This window comes from Amycolatopsis sp. NPDC004079 (assembly GCF_040610415.1).
GTDB classification, from domain to species: Bacteria; Actinomycetota; Actinomycetes; order Mycobacteriales; family Pseudonocardiaceae; genus Amycolatopsis; species Amycolatopsis halotolerans.
Genome location: NZ_JBEXMH010000009.1, coordinates 46,593 through 70,039 on the forward strand (window position 1 = coordinate 46,593; position 23,447 = coordinate 70,039).

General features: G+C 67.8%; 21 protein-coding genes and 1 tRNA gene. 7 read left to right on the forward strand and 15 right to left on the reverse strand.

Annotation, left to right across the window (positions count from 1 at the left end; genetic code table 11):
* Positions 1 to 90: 90 nt before the first annotated feature.
* Complete coding sequence (locus ABZX37_RS12360; protein ID WP_354738768.1) at positions 91 to 1,449, reverse strand: MFS transporter; 1,359 nt, start codon at positions 1,447 to 1,449, stop codon at positions 91 to 93.
* 204 nt (positions 1,450 to 1,653) lie between these two features.
* On the opposite strand from ABZX37_RS12360, the gene ABZX37_RS12365 reads away from it, so the two are divergent.
* Positions 1,654 to 2,232, forward strand: coding sequence for a PaaI family thioesterase (locus tag ABZX37_RS12365; protein WP_354738770.1), 579 nt, complete (start codon positions 1,654 to 1,656; stop codon positions 2,230 to 2,232).
* Between the two features lie 58 nt (positions 2,233 to 2,290).
* Here the strand turns inward: ABZX37_RS12365 and ABZX37_RS12370 are convergent, their stop codons facing one another.
* The 8 genes from ABZX37_RS12370 to ABZX37_RS12405 all read right to left on the reverse strand — a co-directional run bounded on the left by ABZX37_RS12370 (position 2,291) and on the right by ABZX37_RS12405 (position 12,170).
* On the reverse strand, positions 2,291 to 4,750 hold the full coding sequence (locus tag ABZX37_RS12370) for a tetratricopeptide repeat protein (RefSeq protein WP_354739042.1): 2,460 nt from the start codon (positions 4,748 to 4,750) through the stop codon (positions 2,291 to 2,293).
* Positions 4,751 to 5,483: 733 nt separating this feature from the next.
* Complete coding sequence (locus tag ABZX37_RS12375; RefSeq protein ID WP_354738772.1) at positions 5,484 to 6,449, reverse strand: glutamate ABC transporter substrate-binding protein; 966 nt, start codon at positions 6,447 to 6,449, stop codon at positions 5,484 to 5,486.
* The gene (locus ABZX37_RS12380) at positions 6,446 to 7,834 is read right to left on the reverse strand and encodes a hypothetical protein (RefSeq protein ID WP_354738774.1); all 1,389 of its coding nucleotides are present in this window, start codon (positions 7,832 to 7,834) and stop codon (positions 6,446 to 6,448) included. Before ABZX37_RS12380 ends, ABZX37_RS12375 begins: the two co-directional genes overlap by 4 nt.
* Before the next feature lie 91 nt (positions 7,835 to 7,925).
* On the reverse strand, positions 7,926 to 8,981 hold the full coding sequence (locus ABZX37_RS12385) for an NAD(+)/NADH kinase (RefSeq protein ID WP_344287959.1): 1,056 nt from the start codon (positions 8,979 to 8,981) through the stop codon (positions 7,926 to 7,928).
* Between the two features lie 143 nt (positions 8,982 to 9,124).
* Positions 9,125 to 9,346: a heavy-metal-associated domain-containing protein gene (locus ABZX37_RS12390; protein ID WP_009071751.1), complete on the reverse strand. Its 222-nt coding sequence runs from the start codon at positions 9,344 to 9,346 to the stop codon at positions 9,125 to 9,127.
* A gap of 191 nt (positions 9,347 to 9,537) precedes the next feature.
* The gene (locus tag ABZX37_RS12395; RefSeq protein WP_116199576.1) at positions 9,538 to 9,741 is read right to left on the reverse strand and encodes a cold-shock protein; all 204 of its coding nucleotides are present in this window, start codon (positions 9,739 to 9,741) and stop codon (positions 9,538 to 9,540) included.
* A gap of 211 nt (positions 9,742 to 9,952) precedes the next feature.
* On the reverse strand, positions 9,953 to 10,228 hold the full coding sequence (locus ABZX37_RS12400) for a hypothetical protein (RefSeq protein ID WP_354738777.1): 276 nt from the start codon (positions 10,226 to 10,228) through the stop codon (positions 9,953 to 9,955).
* Positions 10,229 to 10,526: 298 nt separating this feature from the next.
* Complete coding sequence (locus tag ABZX37_RS12405; RefSeq protein WP_354738779.1) at positions 10,527 to 12,170, reverse strand: thiamine pyrophosphate-dependent enzyme; 1,644 nt, start codon at positions 12,168 to 12,170, stop codon at positions 10,527 to 10,529.
* Positions 12,171 to 12,294: 124 nt separating this feature from the next.
* On the opposite strand from ABZX37_RS12405, the gene ABZX37_RS12410 reads away from it, so the two are divergent.
* The 3 genes from ABZX37_RS12410 to ABZX37_RS12420 all read left to right on the forward strand — a co-directional run bounded on the left by ABZX37_RS12410 (position 12,295) and on the right by ABZX37_RS12420 (position 14,608).
* Positions 12,295 to 13,575, forward strand: a complete 1,281-nt coding sequence (locus ABZX37_RS12410; protein WP_354738781.1) for a hydroxyacid-oxoacid transhydrogenase — start codon at positions 12,295 to 12,297, stop codon at positions 13,573 to 13,575.
* Positions 13,569 to 13,976, forward strand: a complete 408-nt coding sequence (locus tag ABZX37_RS12415) for a thioesterase family protein (protein ID WP_354738783.1) — start codon at positions 13,569 to 13,571, stop codon at positions 13,974 to 13,976. The genes ABZX37_RS12410 and ABZX37_RS12415 overlap by 7 nt, the downstream gene beginning before the upstream one ends.
* A gap of 122 nt (positions 13,977 to 14,098) precedes the next feature.
* Positions 14,099 to 14,608, forward strand: a complete 510-nt coding sequence (locus tag ABZX37_RS12420; RefSeq protein WP_354738785.1) for a hypothetical protein — start codon at positions 14,099 to 14,101, stop codon at positions 14,606 to 14,608.
* Here ABZX37_RS12420 and ABZX37_RS12425 read toward each other — a convergent pair.
* Entirely contained in the window at positions 14,595 to 15,542 is a 948-nt protein-coding gene (locus ABZX37_RS12425; protein ID WP_354738787.1) for a YafY family protein, read from the reverse strand. The two genes, ABZX37_RS12420 and ABZX37_RS12425, sit on opposite strands and share 14 nt — an antisense overlap.
* 45 nt (positions 15,543 to 15,587) lie before the next feature.
* Between ABZX37_RS12425 and ABZX37_RS12430 the strand changes: the two genes are divergently transcribed.
* The 3 genes from ABZX37_RS12430 to ABZX37_RS12440 all read left to right on the forward strand — a co-directional run bounded on the left by ABZX37_RS12430 (position 15,588) and on the right by ABZX37_RS12440 (position 16,821).
* A complete protein-coding gene (locus tag ABZX37_RS12430) occupies positions 15,588 to 16,184 on the forward strand; it encodes an epoxide hydrolase (RefSeq protein ID WP_354738788.1) in 597 nt (198 codons plus the stop codon).
* Positions 16,177 to 16,677: a hypothetical protein gene (locus ABZX37_RS12435; RefSeq protein WP_354738790.1), complete on the forward strand. Its 501-nt coding sequence runs from the start codon at positions 16,177 to 16,179 to the stop codon at positions 16,675 to 16,677. Before ABZX37_RS12430 ends, ABZX37_RS12435 begins: the two co-directional genes overlap by 8 nt.
* 68 nt (positions 16,678 to 16,745) lie before the next feature.
* A tRNA-Lys gene (locus tag ABZX37_RS12440) sits at positions 16,746 to 16,821 on the forward strand.
* Positions 16,822 to 17,029: 208 nt separating this feature from the next.
* On the opposite strand, the gene ABZX37_RS12445 is transcribed toward ABZX37_RS12440, so the two are convergent.
* The 5 genes from ABZX37_RS12445 to ABZX37_RS12465 form a co-directional block, all read right to left on the reverse strand.
* On the reverse strand, positions 17,030 to 18,244 hold the full coding sequence (locus ABZX37_RS12445; RefSeq protein ID WP_354739044.1) for a site-specific integrase: 1,215 nt from the start codon (positions 18,242 to 18,244) through the stop codon (positions 17,030 to 17,032).
* A gap of 340 nt (positions 18,245 to 18,584) precedes the next feature.
* On the reverse strand, positions 18,585 to 19,787 hold the full coding sequence (locus ABZX37_RS12450; protein ID WP_354738792.1) for a cytochrome P450: 1,203 nt from the start codon (positions 19,785 to 19,787) through the stop codon (positions 18,585 to 18,587).
* A gap of 8 nt (positions 19,788 to 19,795) precedes the next feature.
* Positions 19,796 to 20,935, reverse strand: a complete 1,140-nt coding sequence (locus tag ABZX37_RS12455) for an MFS transporter (RefSeq protein WP_354738794.1) — start codon at positions 20,933 to 20,935, stop codon at positions 19,796 to 19,798.
* Positions 20,936 to 20,969: 34 nt separating this feature from the next.
* A complete protein-coding gene (locus tag ABZX37_RS12460) occupies positions 20,970 to 22,217 on the reverse strand; it encodes an ATP-grasp domain-containing protein (RefSeq protein ID WP_354738796.1) in 1,248 nt (415 codons plus the stop codon).
* On the reverse strand, positions 22,214 to 23,446 hold the full coding sequence (locus tag ABZX37_RS12465) for an ATP-grasp domain-containing protein (RefSeq protein ID WP_354738798.1): 1,233 nt from the start codon (positions 23,444 to 23,446) through the stop codon (positions 22,214 to 22,216). The genes ABZX37_RS12460 and ABZX37_RS12465 overlap by 4 nt, the downstream gene beginning before the upstream one ends.
* Position 23,447: the final 1 nt, after the last annotated feature.

Consider the following 23,447-nt stretch of genomic DNA (forward strand, 5'->3'; position numbering starts at 1 on the left):
ATCGAGGCGACGCAGAACAGCTGACTTCGCAACGAAAACCGCCCTCCGTCCTTAATGGACGGAGGGCGGTTTTCGCATGGTCTCAGCTACTCACTTGCTGGCACCGGCCAGCTTGCCGCCGGTGTCCGAGGTGTCGATCTGCTCGATCGGCACCTGGGAGGTCTCCGGGATCTTGATGATCGGCACCAGCGCGATCAGCGCGGCGATGATCAAGTAATACGCCGGCCAGTCCGCGTTGCCGGTGCCGTCGATCAACGCGGTGACGATCACGCCGCAGGTGCCGCCGAACAGCGACGTCGAGATGTTGTACCCGATGGCGAACGAGCCGTAGCGCACGCGCGTCGGGAACATCGCCGGGAACGTCGAGCCGATCACCGCGAGCAGCAGCGCCAGCAGGATCGCCACGACCAGGAAGCCGATGATCAGCCACAGGAGACTGCCGGACTGCATCAGCTTGATGCTGGGCCAGCTCAGCACGATGAACCCGATCGCCGCGGTGAGCATCAAGGGTTTCCGGCCGATCCGGTCGGACAGCGCGCCCAGCGGGATCAGCAAGGCGAACTGCACCATTTCCACGCCGATGATGATCAGGCTCGATTCCGTGGAACCGATCTTCAGCGTGTCGGTGAAGTAGGACGGCATCGTGGTCAGCAGCATGTAGTCCGCGATGTTGACCAGCAGCACGATCCCGATCAGGTTCAGGATCATCCGCCAGTTGCGCTGGATGGTCTCCTTGAGCGGAGCCTTCTCCGACTTTTCGCCCGCCGCCTCGAGCCTGCGGAACTCCGGCGTGTCCTCGAGCTTCGACCGCAGGTAGAGACCGATCGCACCGATCGGAAGCGCGATGAAGAACGGAATCCGCCAGCCCCACGAGTCGAACTGCTCGGTCGACAGGGACAGCGACGTGATCAGCACGGTCGCGTTGCCCAGCACGTAGCCGGCCAGCGTGCCCATCTCCAGGAAGGAGCCGAAGAAACCGCGCCGTTTCGTCGGCGCGTATTCCGCGATGAACGTCGCCGCGCCGCCGTACTCGCCGCCGGTCGAGAAGCCCTGGATGAGCCGCAGCAACAAGATCGCGATCGGCGCCGCGATGCCCATGCTGTAACCGCCCGAATACGTCGGCAGCACGCCGACCAGGAAGGTGCAGCCGGACATCAGCAAAATGGTGAGGGCGAGAACCTTCTGCCTGCCGAGCTTGTCCCCCAACGGCCCGAAGAACGCTCCGCCGAACGGCCGTACGATGAAGCCGACGGCCAGCAGGGCAAGCGATTTCAGCACCGCGTTGCCCTCGCCGGGGAAGAACAGTGTTCCGATGCTCGTCGCGATCGCGCCCGAGGTGAATACGCCGTAGTCGTACCACTCGGTCGCATTACCCATCGCGGACGCGATCACCGCGCGTTTGACTGTTCTCTGATCAACCTCGGGTTTCCCCGCTTTTGGCTCACTCATCCCGGCGGTGACCTCCTCCTGCACACGTCCCGGTACATCCGTTGGAGCACATTTCCCCAGTCTTGACCCGTTGAACCAAGCTGGCAGGGTGAGTCGCGAAATTTCTACCGTGCGGAATTTTCCGACTACCCTGCGCTCAGGAAATGGGCCCGCGCCGGTCAGGGCGGGTGCCGACGGGTCCTTCCGCCGGGTTAACGTCGTCCCATGAGTCCTGTTTCCGGCCCGTGGCCGCCCGTGCCGGTGGAGCCGCCGGAGATCCACCCGAAAGCCCCCGCGCCCGGCACTGAACTGGGCGCCCACTTCGCCGAATGCTTCGGCTGCGGCGACGAGGTAGACGATGGCCTGCACCTGCGCTCAGCCATCGGCGAGGGATACACGGTGCACTCGAAGTTCACCGTGACGTCCGCGCATCAGGGCGCCCCGGGCCTGGCTCACGGCGGGTTGCTGGCGTGCGCCTTCGACGAGGCGCTCGGCTCGACGGTCGGGAACCTGCTGCACCGGCCCGCGGTGACGGGCAAGCTCGAGACGGACTTCCGTCGTCCGGTGCCGGTCGGGTCCACGTTGTACATCGAGGCCCGGCTGGACGGGATCGCCGGCCGGAAGATCTACGTGAGCGCGGACGGGCACCTGGACGCCGCCGACGGGCCCGTGGCGGTGAATGCCCGGGCGGTGTTCATCGCGGTGGGCTTCGAGCACTTCAGCACGCACGGCGACCCGCAGGCGTTGGAGAAGCTCGCCGAGCAGCACCGCCGCAACAAGCGCGAGTGGGACATCAACCCCTGAGGTCCGTGAAGGGCCCCTTGAGGGAATCTAAGTCCCTCAAGGAGCCCTTCACGGACGGTCAGGTCAGGGTGCGGGGGCGGATGGCGTTGGCGCGGTCCACCAGCGCGATCCGGTCGGTCGTGTTGTCGGTGAGCCGGGCAAGCGACCGGTAGCAGCGCTCCAGTCCGAATCGGACGTCACGCTCCTCCAGCTCACACCCCAGCACCTTCGCCGCAGTAACCGGCTTCGTCTGGTTGGGCACCTTCAGCCAGTCGTAGGCCGCTTCCAGAACCTCCGCGCTGAGCCGCGTGTGCCGTTCGGCGTCGAGGTTGAGCCGCTGCAACCGGCCTGAAGCATCGACCAAGTCGCCCTCGGTGACAGTCGGGTGTTCGCCAGTACCAACGCCTTGTGCGCGAGTCTTGATCTTGATCGCGGCGACCTGCGCGTCCACGTAGTGCGTGGAAGTAGCCGGAACCCCTTCCAGCACCTCGACCGCACTCTCCCGCGCTCCCTGCGCCAGATAAACCCGCGCCAGACCGAACGCGGCACTCACATACGTCCGGTCAGTCCGCCAGACCAGCTCATAGAACCGGGCGGCACCGAAGTAATCCCCAACGCCCTCAGCACTGACCGCCAACGCCAGCTTCGGCGCGATCTCGCCGGGCAGATCGTCGTAAACCGCGTCGAACGCCACGTGCGCGACCCGCGGCCGACCACCGGCCAGCTCGATCAGCCCGCGGTACCAGTCAATCCGCCAGTCATGCGGGAACCCGTGCCGGATCGCCAAATACTGCGCGGCCTGCAGTTGCCGCTGCGCCTCCACGAACTCGCCCAGCTCGATCCGAGCCCGGACGATCCGCAACCGCACCTCAATCGACTCACGCGGCGCGGTGGCAAGAGCCTCGATCGCCTCGTGCGGATCAAGCGCGGTAGTCGTGGCAAGCACACCGGCGGCCGGGTCGTCCGTGTCCACCTGCGGAATCGGCAGACCGGCAACAACCTCGGCGGCATCCGGCAACGGCACCCGCTCACCCTGCTCGGGCACCACCAGATGAACGCCGAAAGTCCGGCTCTCCGGCCCGAACACCGTCGACGCGGCCGGCCGCGGCTGACCAGTCCCCAGCGCCATGATCTCGCGCAGAACCCCGGTCAGCTGATCAGCCATGTCGTCGGCGGCGATGAACCGCCGATCCGGATCGGCATGCGTAGCGCGCTTGAGGAACCGGTAGTACGAACCGAAAAGCGCGAACAACGGCACCGCGTCGGGCCCGGGCAGCGTGTTCTTGAACTCCCGCGTGTAACCGGCGAACTCGAAGCTCAGCACAGCCAACGTCCGGCCGACCGTATACAGGTCCGAAGACACTGAAGCGCCGTGCGACGCCAGCTCGGGCGCGCTGTAGCCGGTGGTGAAGAACAGCGGGCTCTCGTAGTCGTCGAGCCGCCGCACCGCGCCGAGGTCGATCAGCTTGAGCTGCTCGCGGGTCTGGATGACGTTGTCCGGCTTGAGGTCGCAGTACAGCAGGCCCTGGCCGTGCAGGTAGCCGAGCGCGGGCAGGATTTCCAGGCCGTACGCGATGACCTGGCCGATCGGCAGCGGCTCCGGCCGGTTGCTCTCGCGGTGGTGCTGCAGCGCGAGCTCGCGCAGCGACTGGCCGCCGACGTACTCCATGACGATGTAGCCGACGGAGTTGCCGGTCTGCGCGTCCGGATGCTGCACGAAGTTGTGGATCTTGACGATGTTCGGGTGCTCGACCTCGGCGAGGAACCGCTGCTCGTTCGCCGCGGCGGCCATCGCGGTGGAGTCGCCGGTGTCGATGAGGCCCTTCAGCACGACCCAGCGGTCGGACACGTTGTGGTCCTTGGCCAGGTAAATCCAGCCGAGACCGCCGTAGGCGAGCGCGCCGAGCACCTCGTACTGGCCGCCGACGACCTCGTGCGCCTTCAGCTTCGCGATGAACGAGAACGACGTGCCGCACTTCTCGCAGGTGCCCTCGGGCTCGCCCGGCTGGCCGTCCTTGCCGCGGCCGACCTTCGCGCTGCAGTTGCCGCAGAACCGCTTGTCCTCGGCCACCACCGGGTTCGCCAGCACCGCCGTCGACGGATCGCGGTAGGGCACCGGCGGCACGTCGATGAGACCCGCGCCGAGCCGTCCGCGCCGGGACCGGCGGGTGCCGCGCGAGCCGGTGCGCCGCGAGGTGCCCGGGAACGAGCCGGTTCCGGTTCCGGTGCCTTGCGAGCCCTGCGAACCGTGGGTGCCGGTGCCGTGGCCTTCGCTGCCGCCGGAGGGCAGGACGCTGTCCGTGCCGTGGTCGGGCAGCGGGCCGCCGTCGGCGGGGGCCACCCGCGGCGCCGGCGGCATGATGCTCTGGGTGTGCGGCGTCGGGCTGGCCAGCACGCTGGTCGGCATCGGCGCGGCCGGGTCGACCGGAGCGACCGGCTGGTTCGACTGCGGCAGGATCACCGGCGCGAGGTCGCCCGGCGGACGCGTGGGGGCTTCCCCTCCCTCGACCGGACGCTGGCCCTGGGCCGCGGCGCCCATCGGGATCGGGCCGGAGTTCGGGCCGGTGGCGCGGTTCTCCGGCTGCCTCGACGGACGGTTTCCCTGCGCGCCCTGGGGCTGCTGCGGGCGGTTCGGCGGGACCGGTCGCTGTCCGGTGCGCGACTGCGGCGGATACGGCTGCCCCTGCGACGGCGGCGCGGGCTGGCCTGGCGCGGCGGCCGGATACTGCTGGCCTTGCGCAGGCGGACGGCCCTGCGGCGGCATCGGCTGGCCGCCGCGCGGAGCCGGACGGCCTTGCGTCCACGGCGGCTGACCCGGCTGAGCCGACTGCCCCGGCTGCGCGGGCTGTCCTGCCTGACCCGGTTGACCGGGCTGTCCTTGCTGCTGGGCCTGCCCCTGCTGAGCCCCGGGACCGGACGGCCCCCGCTGCCCCTGCTGACCGGCTTGGCCGCCCTGAGCGCCCTGGGGACGCTGCACCGGAGCGTTGATCAACGTCTCGGCGTCGGGATCCGGCTGCGGGTTGAGCCGCCCGGACACCGACGGTTCCGGGGTGTCCCAGCGCACCGGCGGCGGCGGAGTCCACGAAGCGTCGGCCGCCTCGCCCCGCCCGGACGGCTGGTCCGCGGCTTTCGCCTGGTCGCCGTCCCCCTCCGGTGCTGCGTGCCGAGGACGGCGCGCCTCCTCCGACACAACTACCTCCCGAGCTCCCCGCGGCAAACCTGCCGCTCAAAAAGTACAACTTGCGCGGCGCCCGCGCCGCAAGACCGGCCGGTCAGCCGTATTGCGGGGACGGCGGGTTCGCCGGCCCCAGCCGCGCGCCGACCCAGTTCTGGTAACTGCTCGCCCAGGTGCCGTCGCCGCGGATCTTGTCCAGCACCGCGTTCACGAAGCGGACCAGGTCCTCCTCGTCCTTCGGGATCCCGACGCCGTAATTCTCCTGGGTCATCGGATCGCCCGCGACCTTCACCGTCGGGTCCTGCGCGGCCATGCCCGCCAGGATCGTGTCGTCCGTGGACACCGCGTCGACCTGGCCCTGCTGCAGCATCACCAGGCAATCCGACCAGTTCGGCACCGACACCGCGACCGGTTTGGCCGGGTCGGTGGCGATCTTCGCGAGCGAGGTCGACTTCGCCGCCGCGCACACGCGTTTCCCGGCGAGGTCGCTCAGCGACTGCGCGTTCGATGACTTCGGCACCAGGATCTTCTGCCCGGCCACGTAGTACACCGACGAGAACTGCACCTGCTTCCGGCGGGCGCAGGTGACGCTGTAGGTCCGGACCACCACGTCGACCTGGTGGTCCTTGAGCACCGTCTCGCGCTGCGACGACGTGATCGCCCGGTACTGCACGTGCCCGTCGGAACCGAAAATCGCCTTGGCGATCTCGTTGACCAGGTCGATGTCGAAGCCTTCGAGCTTGCCGGTCTTCGGATTCCGGAAGCCGAAGAGATAGGTCGTCTGGTCGACGCCCGCGATGAGCTTTCCGCGCTCTTTGATCTTCTGCAGGCTCGGTCCAGACGTGTCCAGACCATTCGGCGCGAGGCTGGCGAGCGGGTTGCAGCTGGTGTCGGAGTCGCCGCCGGCCGTGGCGTCGGGGCCGCCGACGCCGGCCGGGGTCGGCCAGGCCGCGTCGGTGACCGGCGCGGCCTCCATCGGCTGGTCCGCCGTCCCGCAGGCGGCGGCGAGAACCGCGACCACCGCGAGGACGGCAGTCCGGACGAAGTGCCGCGACCGGATCACCTGTACTCCCTCAATCTCTCTCGCACGCCGACTGTCGCGCCGCCGGCGGCGAGCACCGCCAGCACGCCGACGCCCGCCGCGAGCGCGGTGAGCGCGTTGTCGCCGGATCTGGTGCTGTCGAGGAATTCCTGACGGCAGACGTCGATCGCGGCCTGAAGGTTCGTGTCGAGCCGGGCGAACGCGGCGGCGGCGCTGTTCGGGCTCACGCTCGTCGCGAAGTCCACCGCCTCCTGGTACTGCCCGCCGTCGTCGAGGCGGCGCACCTGAAGGTGGGCCAGCGACCATTCGCGCGCGGCCTGCTCCGCCGCTTCGATCTTCTTCTCTCCCGAGGTGCCGGACGCGAGATCGCGCGCCTGGCCGAGCAGCCCGCCCTTGCCGTCGGCGCCGACGAGATTCTCGGCCAGCTTGATGAACTGCTGCTCGTACGCACCGCCGTCGCCGCGCGCGACCAGCGTGAGGGTTTCGTCCGCGCGTGCCTGCAGCGCGTAGATCCGGGCCCGCACCAGGATGTCGACCTGCGACGTGCCGTCGGTGCGCCCGGTCGCGACGAGACTGCCCTGCACGACGAGCGCGACCGCGCCCCACAGCAGCGACAGCACCAAGCAGCCGGTGGCCACGAGAAGACCGATGTTCAGCACCCGGTTTGTCCGGCGGGTCAAGTAGATCTGCGCGGCCACGAGCGCCGCGAGCGCGGCGAGGACCAGCGCGACCGCTGCCCACGGCACGTCGCTGCTGCTGTCCTGCTCGTCGGAAAGCTTCTGGGTGTGCGCCTTGTAGAGCGCGTCCGCGGCGGGAAGGATCGTCGAGCGCATCAACTGCGAAGCCTCGCGCAGATACGAAGCGCCGGACGGGAAACCCTGCCGGTTGTTCGCCCGCGCGGTCTCGACGATCCCGGCGTAGACCGGGACCTTCTGGTTCAGGATGTCCACCTGGTCGGCGGCGTTGCGGACGTCAGCGGTGTCCGACGCCGCGCGCGCGAGCGCGGATCCCGCTTCGGCGATGTCCTGCTCGTACCGCTTTCGCAGCGCGGGCGGTTCGGTGCCGACGGAAAGGAAGGCACTGGCCGCGGTCGCGTCCGCGTCCGACAGCGAGCGGAACACCTGCTGCGCGGCCGCCGCGAGCGGTTCGCGGTGGTCGATCAGGCCGTTGATCGTGTTGTCCTTGTCTTTCACGGACAACACGCCGACGAGCCCGGCCACCAGCGACAGCAGCACCAGCGCGACCGCGATCAGCGACAGCTTGCCGGGCGTGGTGGTCGACGATCTGACGACCGCGCGCACCGCCTGGCCGGGCAGGTCAAGCAGCCCGGCGATTCCGCTGCGGCCCCGAAATTCCTCTGGTGGGGGCTCGGCAGTCGTTTCCGGCCGCGTCGCAGTGCTGCTCATCCCCGATCCTCCCCGTGTGCCACTCGCAGAAGGTAGCCGGTCGGGCAAGTCGCAGCGAACGACACCCGGAAGGTGTCACCTGCACGTGATCTCAGCCAGCGCAGCGACCGTGGCTTCGGCCTTTCTCGCCGGTTCCGCTTGTAGCGGTACTGCGCAGCAACCCCTGGGTTGCGGCTTCGGCCATTGCCGCGCGTACGTCGACGCACCACGGGCCGTCGGCGCGCAGTTCTACGTACGCGCCTTCGCCGTTCTTCAGCTCCAGCTCGCGTTCTCCGTCTACCGCGATAACGCCGCCACCTGCGGCAAGGTCCACGCGTACGCCGGGACGCAACACTCCCCAGCCGCGTACGCCGACTGGACGCACCACGCCGGGCGCGATCGCGGCGTGCACCACGTACGCGGAACTCTCGACCGGACCAAGCTGTAGCGCCACGCCATCCGCGCTGGAACGAGAACTCGGACACAGCTGTCCGGCAATGCTCGACAGGCCAATGCCGTCCGGCTCGGCGAAGGTGCAATACAACTCAGTGAGCGCGGTGGGATCCCAGAGCGCCTTCGCGCCGACGTGTTTGTTCATCGAGACCGCGACGTCCACCAACGCGATCTCGCGGCGGTTCTTCGTGACGACCTCGAGCATGCTGACCCGCTGGGTCACGAGGTCCGCGTCGACCTGGCCGCTCGCGACCATCCCGGCGGCGAGCCCGGCCACCGTGGCCTCGCCGGCCTGCGGAAACGCGTTGTTGGTGCCGGTCGGCAGTGCGAGCAGCGGCACGTCGCCGCAGGCCTTCGCGGCGACGCGGGCGGTGCCGTCGCCGCCGAGGCACACGATCACGCCGGCCCCGGCGTCGACCATCCGGCGCACCGCGTTGACGGTGTCCTGCGCGGTGCCGGTGAGCGTGTCCTCGTCGCAGAACTCGACCGCGGGCAGCGGATCGCGGCCGAGGTCGCGCAGGACGGCGGCGGAGATGCCGCCGAGATCAGTCGAGAGCAGCACGCGTTCGACGCCGGTCACCGCGAATGCCGACAGCAGCCGGCGCACCAGATTGGCCTTCTCCTCGACCGGGACGGCCGACGCCTGCGTGACGAGTCTTCGGATGTCCTGTCCGGAAGCAGGGTTCGCCACTATCCCCGCAACGACTGCCCCCATCGGGCACCCCCAAGTCTGCTGCCGCCAGGGGGCCAGCACACACGTCCGGCCGCGCGGAGGAAAGGGTTGCACGGACGTTGCATCGCGCCGTGCCTCCACGCCGGCCAGAGCCTACCCTGGGTTCCCGCGTGGCTACCCATCGTTCAAACGAGAGAAGCAAGCCCTTCGTAGGTGTACCCGGCTTCCTCGACGGCGGCGCGGACGGCGGTCTCGTCGAGGGCTTCGGCGCTGCGGACCGTCACGTGCCCGGTTTCGACGTCGACAGTCACGTTCTCGACCCCGGGCACCTCGGTGAGTTCTTCGGTGACCGACTGCGCGCAGTGGCCGCAGGACATCCCGGTGACGAGATAAGTGTTTTCGCTCATGTCCGCGAGCCTACGAGCATCCGGGCACGCCACGATCGGGTGATCCACAATGGTCGGTCAGGCACAGAAAGCCTTGGCGGGCAACACAATCCGCATCGTGAGACGACCCTGGTCGCGAGACGGCCGCTGAAACGAAAGAAGCCACCACCCCCGAAACCGGGAGTGGTGGCGACTTAGCGATCAGACGCAGGTCAGATCAGGTTGACCGACGTGGCCTGCGGGCCCTTCTGGCCCTGGCCGATCTCGAACGACACGCGAGCGTTCTCCTCGAGGGTACGGAAACCGTTGCCCTGGATCTCGCTGTAGTGCACGAAGACGTCGCCGCCGCCGTTGTCGGGAGTGATGAAGCCGAACCCCTTCTCGGAGTTGAACCACTTCACGGTGCCCTCAGTCATCTAAACAATCTCCATACATAAAACCAAAACAGGAAGCCGACCGACGTCCTGGGCCCAGACACGGGCGAGATGTGTTCCCCGAAGAGGAAGATCACGCCCGCTGAGTCTTGCGAGCGTGCTTAACCACGAACACAAAAATCGAGACCAACCAAAGTAAAGCACAGCGGAGCGGGCCCGGACAAGCCGACTCACCCCAGTTCGCGCTACCGGGTCACTCCCCGCTGGCTTGGCGAAGCGGCGCGCCGAACGGCGAGCGCCACTCAGCGCCCTGGTCGGACGCGACCACGGCTACGTCGTGCGCCTCCGAACTGGCGCTGAACAGCACCGGAACCACTCCGGACCGGTTCTGCTCGGGCACCTCGGCGACCGCGCCGTGCTCCGGCTCCTCGCGCACTACGGACACCAGCGCACCGGCCCGCGCGGACCGGGCCCGGCCGCGAGCCGTCGCCGCGGCGGTACGGGATTTCCCGTCCTTTTCGTCGGCCATGACGAACTCCCCTCGTTCCTTCCTCGCGGCAAGCGAGGCGATGACCGCGATGGTGCCATCCGGCACCGACAAAATCCGGCCGAAACCGGTTGTTCCCCACCCCTGAAACGGGCCGAATGGCCGCGAACCGAGCCGGGGAGCGTGTCCACCCGGGAATTTCCCCAACCGAACGCCGGCCGAACCTAGCCGAGCGAACCGGGTCCGGATGCCGAACCCCGGGAACACCGTCAGGCTACCTGAGCGAACCCCCGGCAGCTAGCGCACGTTCCCGGCGTTTCCCTGTGTTCTCAGGAAGATTTCAGGTCCCCGAGGGTCGCGGGGCTCCGAGAAGCGTGCTGAGCCGCACGTCCGGAGTAACGACATCCGGGTCTGTGCGCACGTCGATCACGCACGGCCGCTGCCGGACGAGCGCACTCGCGATGATCGGCTCGAGCCGCTCGCGATCGTCCACCGTGTACCCGGCCGCACCGAGCCCTCGCGCCCACGACGCGAAGTCAGTCAGTGGGATGGTCACTCCGGACAGCCGTCCGTGCGTACGCGCCTGATGCATCGCGAGAGGGCCGTGCAAGCCGTTCTGGAACACGACCACCATCACCGGCGCGCGGTAACGCACAGCGGTCTCGATCTCTTGCCCTGTCATGAGCGTGCCCGCGTCGCCGACCATCGCGACCACAGTGCGCCGCGGCTCGGCGAGCTTGGCCGCTACCGCGGCAGGGACCGCGTACCCCATCGCGGCGTTGCTCGGACCGAGCTGGCTGCGCGGAGCAGTGAAGCACCAGTAGCGATGCATGAACTGCGCGAAGTTGCCAGCGTCACTTGTGACAATGGCGTCCTCGGGCGCGAGCTTTCGCAGCGCGCGCACGACGTCGACCGGATGCACGCGGGTGTTGTTGCTTGTGTTCGGCGGTGTCATGAAGGTGTGTACGGCGGCGTTCGCGGCCGACGCTCTGCGCGTACGCGGCGAAGCGATCGCGCGCAGCTCCTTCAGGAACGGCTCCACCTCAGTGTCGACCCGGAACGTCAGGCCGCGCCGGCGTTGTTCGTCGATGCCAGTGCCGACAAGGACAAGCGTCTGCTGCGGAGTCGGATAGCGGAAGCCCTGCGTCGTGACTTCGTCGAGCTGAGTGCCGAGCGCGAGCACGAGGTCGGCCCGTTCGAGCGCGTCGAGCTGGCGCGCGGGGATGCCGAGACCGAGGTGTCCGGCGTAGCGCGCGTGGTTCTCCGGGAACGCGTCCTGGCGGCGGAAAGCGTTGTACACCGGGAGCGCCAGCTCGTCCGCCACCGCGATCAGCTCGTCCCGCGCCGACCGCGCGCGCCCGCCGACGATGACCACCGGGTAACGCGCCTCGTCCACCAGACCGGCTACCGCTTCCGCCGAACGGCCCAGCGTTCCAGTGACGGGCGGGCGAACCTTCGCCACCGGTTTGGCCGAGTCGTACGGCACCCCCCACGCGTCGCTGGGCACGCCGATGACGACCGGACCCGGCCGTCCTTCGCGGCAGCGGGCGAGACCTTCGGCGAGGAGGTGCGGCACGTCGTCGGGATCGTCGGCGCGGACGACCCATTTGGCGACCGTTTCGAACATCCCGGTCGAATCGGACGCGGGCACCTCGCCGGTGAGCACCGGGTCGAGCGCGGGGGTTTCGAGCAGCACCACCATCGGCGTCTCGTCCTGGTACGCCGTCTGCACGCCCATGACCAGCGCGGCGGCGCTCGGGCCGCGGCTGGAGAGCAGCACGGCGGGGCGTTCGGTGAGCTTGCCCTCTGCCTCGGCCATGAAGGCGGCGCCCGAGTCGTGGCGGGCCGAAACGAGCGTGACGTCGCGTTCGCGGCGGAGCGCGTCGAGCAATTCCAGGAACGACTCGCCGACGACCGCGTACACCCGGCGAACCCGGGCCTCGTTCAAGACGCGTACGGCCGTTTGCGCGACGGTGGTTCCCACTTGGTATCTAATGAGGAGAGCTTAGGGCGGCACCGTGAACCGGCGTCAAGTGATCTTGAACAACTCGCCGCGGGATTGTGCCGATTGCCGGATCGCGCTGCCCACCAGTTGGGAGGACGCCGTCGTGACATCCGCCGAACATGAGACTGTTTTCACTTATGGGGCTCCGGCGCTCAAATACGGAACCGGCTCGAGCGACGAGATCGGATACGATCTTGCCCAGTTCGGCGCGCGCAGAGTGCTCGTCGTCACCGACCCAGTTGTCGCGGCGACCGGATGGCCGGAGCGGATCGCCGAGGGCATCCGCGGCTACGGGATCGCGGCCGAGACGTTCGACGGCGTACACGTCGAACCCACTGACGTCAGCATGCAGAAGGCAGTCGACTTCGCCCGCGGCACCGGCCCGTACGACGCGTTCGTGGCGGTCGGCGGCGGCTCCAGCATCGACACCGCGAAGGCCGCCAACCTGCTGACCAGCAACGACGGCGAACTGATGGACTACGTCAACGCGCCGGTCGGCGGCGGCCGCGCGCCAGCGAAGCCGCTGAAGCCGCTGGTCGCGGTGCCGACGACGACCGGAACCGGATCCGAAAGCACCACCGTGTGCGTGCTGGACGTGCTGTCGCTGCGGGTGAAGAGCGGGATCAGCCATCTGCGGCTGCGTCCGACGCTGGCGGTGGTGGACCCGCGGCTCACGGTCAGCCAGCCCGCCGGGGTCACCGCGGCGAGCGGGATGGACATCCTGTGCCACGCCGCGGAGAGCTACACCGCCAAGCCCTACACCGAGTTCGGCCGGAAGCGGCCGGAGGAGCGCGTGCCGTACTGCGGGTCGAATCCGCTGGCGGACATGTTCGCGGAGAAGTCGCTGCAGCTGCTGTCGTGGGCGCTGCCCGCCGCGGTGCGCAACGGCGAAGATCTGGCCGCACGCGAGGCGATGGCGCTGGCCGCGACGTTCGCCGGGCTCGGCTTCGGCAACGCCGGCGTGCACATCCCGCACGCCAACGCGTACCCGATCGCCGGGCAGGTCCGGGATTTCCACCCCGACGGCTATCCCGGCGACGAAGCGATGGTGCCGCACGGCATGGCGGTCTCGCTCACCGCGCCCGCCGCGTTCCGGTTCACCTTCGCCGCGAACCCGGAACGCCACCAGCGCGTCGCAAGGCTGCTGGCCCCGGATTTCGAATGGTCCGGCGACTTCGCCGATCACCTGCCCGCCGTGCTGACCATGCTGATGCGCGAGATCGGCCTGCCCGCCGGAATCGGTGCGGTCGGGTACACGGAGTCCGATGTGGACTCTCTCGTGGAGGGAACGCTGAAGCAGCAACGGTTGCTGGCCACCGCTCCGCGCACACCGTCCGAAGAGGACTTGTCGGGGATTCTGCGCGACTCGGTGCGGCTGTGGTGAGCTACCCGCACTGGCAGACGGTTCCGTTGCGGTGGAAGGACAACGACGTCTACGGGCACGTGAACAACGTCGTGCACTACTCGCTGATGGACACCGTCATCAACACCTGGCTGATCGAACGCGGCGGCCTCGACATCGAATCCGGGCCGGTGATCGGGCTGTGCGTGGAATCGCGTTGTGCTTACCACGCTTCGGTTTCGTTCCCGGACACGCTGCGGATCGGACTGCGGGTGGCACACCTCGGGCGGTCGAGTGTGCGGTACGAGATCGGGATGTACACGGCTTCGGAAACCCTGGTCGCGGAGGGGCATTTCGTGCACGTGTTCGTGGACCGCGAATCGCGGCGGCCGGTCGAGGTGGCCGGGAAGTTGCGGGAATCGTTGGCGGAACTGGCTGTTTGACGTTTGGGGTGCGCTGAGGTTGCCCGAGAGTGCGAAACGGCACTGCGGGCGCACCTTCAGCTTGTAGTGAGCGTCTGCCTGGGTAGAAGAAAGTTCGGTCAAACAATCACCAGGAGGCCATCGTGATCGCTCTTCGCCGCACCCTCGCCGCCGCTGCCGTCCTCGCTGTGGCAGGTGGGACCGCTGCCCTCACCGCGACCTCCGCGAGCGCTGCACCAGCCGAAACACCGTTCTGCACCGACGCCGACGTCACGGTCACCGCCACCCCGGCCACGGACCACGCGGCCGGGCACCACGCCGACGTCCTGCACTACTCCGCGGCCACTCCGACGACGCACTGCACGCTCAGCGGCGCTCCGTACAACACCGTCTTCTACGACAACGCCAACGCCCCGCTGGGCGTACCGACCACTTCGGACTCCAGCGAAGGCGCGCCGGACGTGCTCATCGACGCGACGCACACCGCCAGCTCGTACGTCGTCATCCCGACCACCGCCGAGCCCGGCCCGAACTCGGTGAAGGCGCTGGAAATGCACCTGCCGTCCGACGCGTCGCGCACGCCGATCGGCGTCTACTGGCCCGGCAACGACCTGACCACGTCCGCGCACTTCAGCGTGATCACGCAGGACTGACCGCACGCAGCGCCCGGCCGCCGAGTTCGCGCAGGTGCTCCACCAGCTCCGGCGGTTCGTGCACCTCGAACTCGCGGCCGAGGCTGGTCAGCCGGAACGCCAGCCACTCCAGGGTGTCGGCCGGGCTGACGACGCGGCAGGTGCGGTCGTCCACCGCGGTCACTTCGCTTGCCGCGCCCCAAATCCGCGCCACCTCGTCCGCCGGCGCGTGCACGGTGACCACCGCGCGATGCGTCGGGCGGGAGGTGTGCAGCTTCTTGGTCACGTACGCCGCCGGGTCCTCCGCAGGCAGGTCTCTTGCGGTGAACCGGGTCCCGATGGGTTTTAGTTTTTCGATGCGATCGACCCGGAAGACCCGCCAGTCGTCGCGGTCGCTGTCGAACGCGAGCAGGTACCAGCGACGGCCGGACGACACCAGATGATGCGGTTCGACCAGCCTTTTCGTCGCCTCTTTGGCGAGGTAGTCGAACCGCAGCCGCTCGCGGTTGGCGATCGCCGTCGCGAGGACCGTGAGCGACTCCGGATCGACGCGCGGCCCGTCGTTCACCGGCAGCGGCACCGTCGCCTTGCTGAGCACACTCACCCTGCGCCTCAATCGGGACGGCAAGACCCTCTCCAGCTTGGTCAGCGCCCGCACCGACGCCTCGTCAATCCCGGTCACCGCGTGCCCCGACGCCATCCGCAACCCGACGGCGATCGCGACCGCCTCCTCGTCGTCGAGCAGCAACGGCGGCATCGCACTGCCCGCGACCAGGCTATATCCGCCCTCCGCGCCCATCGTCGCCTCGACCGGATACCCGAGCTCGCGCAACCGCTCGATGTCCCGGCGAACCGTGCGCCCCTCGACGCCCAGCCGCTCCGCCAGCTCACTGCCCGGCCACTGCCTCGGCGTCTGCAACAAGGACAGCAACTGCAATAACCGCGCCGCGCTCATGATCTAGGACCATATCTGACCTACATGGCCTCTAGCGTTCTCCTCATGAACATTCGCCCGTTTCGCATCGACATCTCCGACGCCGCCCTAGCCGACCTGCGCGCCCGGCTCACGCAGACCCGCTGGCCGGCGCCGCTGCCCGGCGAAGGCTGGGACCGCGGGGTGCCGGTCGACTGGCTGCGCGAGGTCGCGTCGTACTGGACGACCGGCTACGACTGGCGCGCCCACGAGGCCCGGTTGAACGAATTCCCGCAGTTCCAGACCGAAATCGACGGCGTCGACCTGCACTTCCTGCACGTCCCCTCTTCTGTTTCGGATGCCACGCCTCTGTTGCTGACGCACGGCTGGCCGAACTCCTTCGTCGAGTTCGCGACCTTGATCGAGCACCTCTCGGACTTCCACGTCGTCGTGCCTTCATTGCCCGGCTTCGGCTTCTCCTCCGCGCCCGGCGCAGGGCTGGGACGTCGCCCGCGTAGCCCGCGCATGGGCCGAACTGATGCGTCGCCTGGGCTACCGCGACTACGTCGTCCAAGGCGGCGACCTCGGCGCCTACGTGGCCCCAGAAGTCGCACGGGTCGGTCCGGTACTGGGCGTCTACATCACCGCTGGCCTGGGGATTCCCACGGAAGCCGACTTGCCTGATCTGGACTCTGCGGAGCGCTTGGCGTTCACCGAGATGATGTCGCAGGACTGGATGAACGGCGTCGACCACCACGCCCTGCTGCGCACCGCGCCGCAGACGTTCGCTTATGGCTGGAACGACTCCCCCGTGGCCGCGCTGGCGTGGATGGCGCAGAAGTTCCACGAGTTCGGCGGTGGCGGTCGGCCACTGGACGAGATGCTGGACGCGTTCCTGACGAACCTGAGCGTGTACTGGTTCACCGGGACCTTCGGGACGTCGTCATGGTCCTTCTACTCGAGCACCGGTTTCGCCTGGCCGCGGGGGCAGAAGGAGGCACCGACCGGGGTGTACAGCGGGATGCCCGGGATCCGCCGGCTGGCGGCTCGGGAGTCGGAGATCGTGCACTGGCCGGTCGACAATCCGGCTGGCCATCACTTCATCGCGATGGACCAGCCGGAGGCTTACGCAGCGGATCTCGCTCGCTTCGTGACGCAGGTCCGGTCTATGCGGTGAAGCTGGGCCGCCGGGGTGGACACCCACCCCGGCGAGCGGCCGGGCGGTGCCCGCTAGACTGAGCGCGCGGGCCGTTAGCTCAATTGGTAGAGCTGCGGACTTTTAATCCGTAGGTTCTGGGTTCGAGCCCCAGGCGGCCCACCACGATCGACATCCCCGCTGGCCAGCGGGGATGTTCTCGTCTGCGGATCTTGCGGGTCTTCGCGGTGATCTTGTGTGGGCTCGCGGTGGGCCCTCGCTGTGCACCGGGCAGGAAAACCCTTGCCGCGCTGGAGAAACGGCGTGTTCGAGGACGTGCTTCACCGCGGCGGGTTTGTGCCCTTTCCGGTCGGCTATTACAGGTCTCTGAATCTCAGGCGGCGGTTTTCGTGCGGCGGGTGCGTCTGCCGGCGGTCACCGGGCGGCGGGTCGCCTCGCGGCGTCGCCGTCGCGGCACCCGCAGGCGCGTGCCCGTGGTGCAGGCGGCGTCGAGGACGAGACGCGCGGTGGCTTCCGCGGAGTCGCGGGCCAGTGTCGGCAGCACGCTGACGTAGGTGTCGGCGGTAAGCACGATGCTGCTGTGACCGAGCAGATGCTGCACCGTCTTGAGATCTGCGCCCGCGGCGAGCGACAGGCTGGCCGCACCGTGCCGCAGGTCGTGCAGCCGGACCGGCGGCAGCCCGGACCGCGTGTTGAGCAGCCGGAACAGACTGGTCAAGGCGTCGGGCCGGATCGGGTTCCCGTCCCCGTTGAGGAACAGATACCCCGCCGGATCACAGTCCTGTCCGGCGCGGTGGCGGCGCAGCAGGGCGACGGTGCCATGGTCGAGAGCGATCACACGGTTGCTGGTGTCGCTCTTCGGTTTCCCGACCTCGACCGTCGCGCCCACCTGCCGGATCTGATGCGACACCGTCAGATAGCCGCCCTCGAGGTCGACGTCGCTCCACCGCAGACCGATCACCTCGCCCCGCCGCAGACCCACCAGCGCGAGCAGGTGGAACAGCGGGTAGAGCCGGTGACCGCGGATCTCCCGCAGGAACGCCGCCGTCTGCGCGGCCGTCCACACCGCCACCCGCGGCCGATCCCCCGTCGCCCGCCACAACGCGACCCGCGGCGGCGTCCACACCACCGCGTGCGGCCGCCGATGCCGGGGCAACTCGACGAAACGAGCGGGGTTGCGCTCGATCAATCCGCGCCGCACCGCCGCGTTCAGCGCCGCCCGCAACGTCGCCTGGATCCGCTGCAGCGTGCCCGCAGTGACCGGGCGGCCCGCCGCGCCGTGGGTCCGGATGATCGCGGTGAACATCGCCTGCACCTGCGCGTTGCTCAACTCGCCGAGCAGGCGGTCGCCCAGGTACGGGATCAGGTACCCGCGGACATGCTGGCGGTAGCTGCGCAACGTCGACGCACCCGGCCCCACCCGCGAGTCTAGCCACAACCGCAGCCACTGCCCGACCGTGAGCACCGCCGCCGACAACTCCCGCCCGCCCGGATCGCACAGACAGGCACGGGCCTGCCGCGCCGCCCGCTGCGACGAAAACCCGCCCCGACGAACCTGCCGCCTCCGCCCGTCCGGCCGCGGCGGCATCTCCACCCGGAAATACCAACTCCCGTGCCCCCTCGCCGACAACCCCCGGCACCGGCCTCCCAGCAGATCTCCCGCACTGTCCCGGCACCCGCACCGCTTGTACACGCCAGCGACCTTCATGGCACACCGCCCACGCCTTCGACGGACGCCTCTCAGCGTGCGCCGCCGACGGGCACAAAGAGCTACCAGACGGTCAAACAGCAACCTGAGATTGCTCGGAGCGGAGAGCGACACCAAGACCGAAACCGGATCAGACCGCTCTTCGTCGGCTGCCTACCGCCCGGCAGCGCGCAAACAGTCGGGGCGCGCAGGCCAGCACCAGGCTCGTGACCAGTCCCGATCAACGGCTCCGTGCGGTCAACGACTGCAGACGTCGATGAGCGGAAGTTGCCGCCCAGTCGAGTTCGGTGTCCACGATGTGCAGGTCAGGCATGCGTTCCAGTGCTCGCGGAATGGCGATAGACGCTTCCAGGATTGCCAGGGGTGCGCCGATGCAATAGTGCACGCCTCGGCCGAAAGCGATCTGCTTGTTGTTTGCGCGGGTGATGTCCAGCACGTTGGGATCGGAGAATATGGCGGGGTCTCTGTTGGCTGCGCCTATGCATGCCAGGACCACGCCCCCCTTGGGAATTTCAGCTCCGCCGAATGACATGTCGTGCTGGGCGATGTACCCGATGCGTTGCACCGGGGATTCGTATCTGACGAGTTCTTCGCATGCTGCGCGGGCCAGGTGCGGGCCAGTCCGCATGAGGTCCCTTTGTTCGGGATGCCCCAGCATCAGGCGGGTGCCGTTGGAAATCAAGGAAAAAGTTGTCTCGTATCCGCCGAACAGCATCAGCACGCACATGGCCAGCAGGTCGCCGTGACTGAGAGTGTCGCCTTGGTCCTCGACCTCGAGCAGGCGGCTGATCAGATCGTCGCCGCCGCGACCGCGGCGCTCTGCGACCAGTTCGTCGAAGTAGTTCAGCAGCTTGAGATGCGCGGCCATGCCTCGATTCTTCACCTCTGCGGATTGGGTGACATCGAAGCTGCGGACAAAGTCGACGGTCCAGTTCTGAAACTGGACGTAGTCGGTCTCGGGGACACCGAGGATGTGGCTGATGATCCGGACCGGGATCGGGACTGCGAAGTCCTCGACCAGGTCGAACTCGCCTTTGTCGAGCATGGCGTCGATCAGCCGGTCGACGAGGGCCAGGATCCGGTCGCGTTGCTGTTCCACAGCTTTCGGCGTGAACGCCTTGGACACGAGCCTGCGCAGGCGCGTGTGGTCAGGCGGGTCGGAATCGAGCATGTCTGCCGGGATGTCGTCGAGCGCCGCGAACTCCGCAGGCCTCGGCCCGTTGTACGGAGCCACACCCTCTGGCCACGCCTTGCCGAACCTTCGATAGTCACTGAACACTTCGGCGACTAGGTCGTATCGGGTCACCAGCCAGACATCCAACTGGGTGACATGGTGCACCGGATCCTCGCGACGCAACATCTCGTAAAACGGGTACGGGTCGCGGTAGAAGTCCGATGACTGGATGTCGATGGTAGAGATCATGGAGGTCCTTAAACGTTCGTAACTTCGGAAGTACGTGCCACAGGCTTAAGGAAGAACACCAGGTAGAGCAGACCGGCAACGACGGCGAAGGCACCGGAGACCAGTAGCGCCTGCTTGTAGGAACCTTGGCTGAGCTGGATGCCGTACAACTGGGCCGCGACTCCACTTCCAGCGAAGAGCCCGAACTTCTGGGCACCGTTCACAAAGCCTTTGCGAGCGTTGGGAACATCACGGTTGGTGACCAGGTCAAGCACCGGCATCTGCGAGTAGTGCACGCCTTGCCGCATGAGGTACGGCAGCATGAATGCCGCCGCGCTCGCGCTGAACATGCCCCACATCTGCAGCGGCAGCACGAGAATCAGTGCGACACCGGTGACGGCGACCGGGCCGACTCGCTTGAGCAACGGTGCGAGCACTAGGACCGCGATGGCGCTGGTAAGCCGCTCCAAGGCCATGAGGTAGCCCAGCACGTCGACTGAGACATCGAACATACCGGTCACCAGCAGGTTGAAGAATCGCACCGCGAGCACCGAGAAGGCGCCGACGCACGCGGCTACGGCGACCACCGGCCACACCTTCGGCCTCGGCAAGCCAGCCGGATCAGGCAACGCCGCTCCGTCGGGTGCAGCAGCAGGCTGGTCCCGCATGCCGAGGCGAGCCAGGCCGATGCCGATTCCCAGCACCGCGGCGACGATCATCGGCCCCTCGTAGCCGGTTCCGCCGGTCCAGGCGACGAGTCGTCCGCCGAGCACGTTGACCAATGCCGAGCTGACGAGAAACCAGATGAAACCCCAGCGGAACATGGCGAATCGCTGTTCCTCGTCCGGGTTGTTGCGCGCAACAACGGCGGTGACGGTCGCCAGCATTACCGGCGAGAAGAGGTTCGCCACGGAGAACAGGACCAGGTTGCCGATGAACGATGTCGTGAACGGGAACGTGATCATGACTATGCCCATGCCGAAGCTGCTCCACAGCATGGCTTTGCGCTGCCCGATTACGTCGGCGAGCCAGGAGAGCGGAACGACCGACACCGCCATCACGATGAAGCCGACCAGCATGATCGTGCCGATCTGGCTGGATTCGATGCCTACCTGTCGCAGGTACAGGTTGTAGAACATGTCGAACGTTCCGGTGGCCAGGCCGTACATGACCTGACTGACGAGGTAGTAGACGTTCGTTCGGTTACGCGAGTTCATAGAAGTGCGCTCCGTCCAGGTGGCGGATGGTCGCGAAGTCGCGCATGACGACGCTCTCCAGCTCGTGCAGCAGGTAGATCGACGCGGGGAAGGTGAAGTCGTTGATCGTCTCCACCAGTTGATCGCCGGGCTGGACGAAAACCTTGACCTGGTGCACGCTGTCCAATTGCTCGACGCGGTCGAGCCCGCGGTAGCTGCGAAGCGTTCCTCGCACTGGGGAGACCAGGCCGACGCAGCCGGCGTAGCGCGCGATGCGATAGTCGTCGGCGTGCCGGGCCAGGAACCGGTCAGGACGAGCGTAGGCGTCGACCGTCCACTCCAGCTGCCCTCCGTCGACAGCTTGGCCGGCGAGATGTGGCATATCGCCGCCGCACACGCGGGCACCGACTTCGATGAGCGCAGGACCGTGCGGGGTCTGCTTGACCTCCATGTGCGCGGGACCGTTCTGGATACCGAGGGCGTCGAGCACGCCGAGCGCATACGTGACAAGCTCGTCCTGGACCGGGCCGCGGCGGGGAAGCAGATAGGAACCCTCCAGCAGATCCAGCACCCCGTTGGCGGAGATATGACTGGTGCGCCAGATGTCGCAGACACGGTGCTTGCCGTCGAGGCTCACCGTGTTCACGTAGAATTCCGTACCGTAGAGGTATTCTTGCGCCACCACTGCGTCGTTGCGGGCGGACAACGCGCTGTTCGCCCCGATAATCGACCTGAGCGCTGCGCCCGCTTGTTCCGGTGTGTCGCAGAAGAAGACGCCGTCGTTGCCGGCGCTCTTCAGTGGCTTGACCACGATGCGGTCGCCGACGGACTCGTGCCACATTGCCAGCTCTTGCTCATCCGAGGTGCGGATCTGCTGTGCTGTACGGAGTCCTGCGGCGCGAACGGACTCGATCATGCGGAACTTGTCACGCCTCGCGGCACTCAGCGCCGTGCCGTTGGTCCGCAGGCCGAGTCGTTCGCTGAGTTGGTCGGATAACTCGACGCCGCTCTCGATGCCCGCGATGACGTGGGTTGGCTCGTGCTTCTTCAGCTGCCGGAGCAGTTGCTTCATGTCGCCGTCGTGCACGACGTTGTCGACGAAATCTTCTCGGCGGAATGACGCACGGTACACCTGGGGGATCGTCGGAGTGCTCTGCACATGTACGACGTCGAAGCCGGCCGCGTGGAAGCCCGGTGCCAGCCTGTGCGCAGACGAGTACGCGTCGACGATGCCGATGCGAGGACGTGCTGTCATCGTTCTCCTTTTGAGGTTCGCGGACCTACGAGGCGTAGTCCTGCTCGGACGCGGTCGAGCCGCTGGTTCAGCGTCTGCTGGTCGTCCGCGGTCACGACGGCGGCAGCCACTCGAGTCAGGAATGCCCGGGGAGGCAGGAAGAGCTCGGTCCCGGGCGGCAGAAGCAGCGACACAGGTTCGAGCCAGTCCACATCGCTCAGCTCTGGGTCGACCACTAGATCGTCGAGCACCATCTGATGCGGCGGGTATACGAAATGGACAGCAGAGAAGCCCTTGCGGGTGGGCGCGGTCTCCGGGCGGGCACCAGTCGCGACAGCGGCGACGACCTCTCCCGCCTCGACTCCGGTGGCCAACTGCCCGAGATACGGGATGAGATCGCCGCCGAGCCTCCCGTTGACCTCCACCACCCGCGGGCCGTCCGGTGTCAGCTTCAGCTCTGTGTGCGTGACCGCCCTGTCAATTCCGAGCGCCAGGTTGGCGGTCCGCACCACGCGGTGCACCTGGTCGGCGAGTCCCGGTTCAAGCTCGCCGCCGACTTCATGGCCGATCTCGAGGAAGAACGGCGGCGCGTCGATCGTCTTGCGAGCAAGGACAAACGGCACCACGTCGCCGTCCAGCACCCAGCTGTCGACGCTGATCTCCGGACCGGTCAGATATTCCTCGACGAGAAGCCCTCCTGATCCGGAGAACCCCGGCCCCTCGGCAGCGAGCACCGCTTCCGCTGCGGTTGCCAGTTCGGAGGGGTCGCGCACCAGGCGCACGGCGATGCTGCCCGCCAAGGCCCGGGGCTTCACCACTACCGGATAGCCGATCTCGCCAGCGGCTGCGGCCGCCTCGTCGAGCGTGGTCGCAGCGCGAAACTCCGCTGAGGGCACATCGTGGCGTGCGAAGCACGCACGCTGCACGGCTTTGTCCCGGCAGGCTCGAGCTGCGTCGCGGGTAAGCGCACGGACATCCAGGTGATGCGCGATTTCTGCGGTGATGTCCAGCAGGCTCTCGTCCCAGGTGAGCACGCCGTCCACGCCGGGCTCTCCTGCGAGCCGGGACGCGCTGTCGAGCACTGCGTCCCGGTCGGTGAAGTCCGCTTCGGCATGCTCGGCAGCGTAGGCCGACTGCCACGTGACCGGGCCGGGGTTGAGCAGCAGCACATGGTGCCGCCGCGCCATATTCTCCAGAAGGTAACGGCGAAACCCGACAAAGCCCGAACCGACCACCAGTACTCGCTTCATG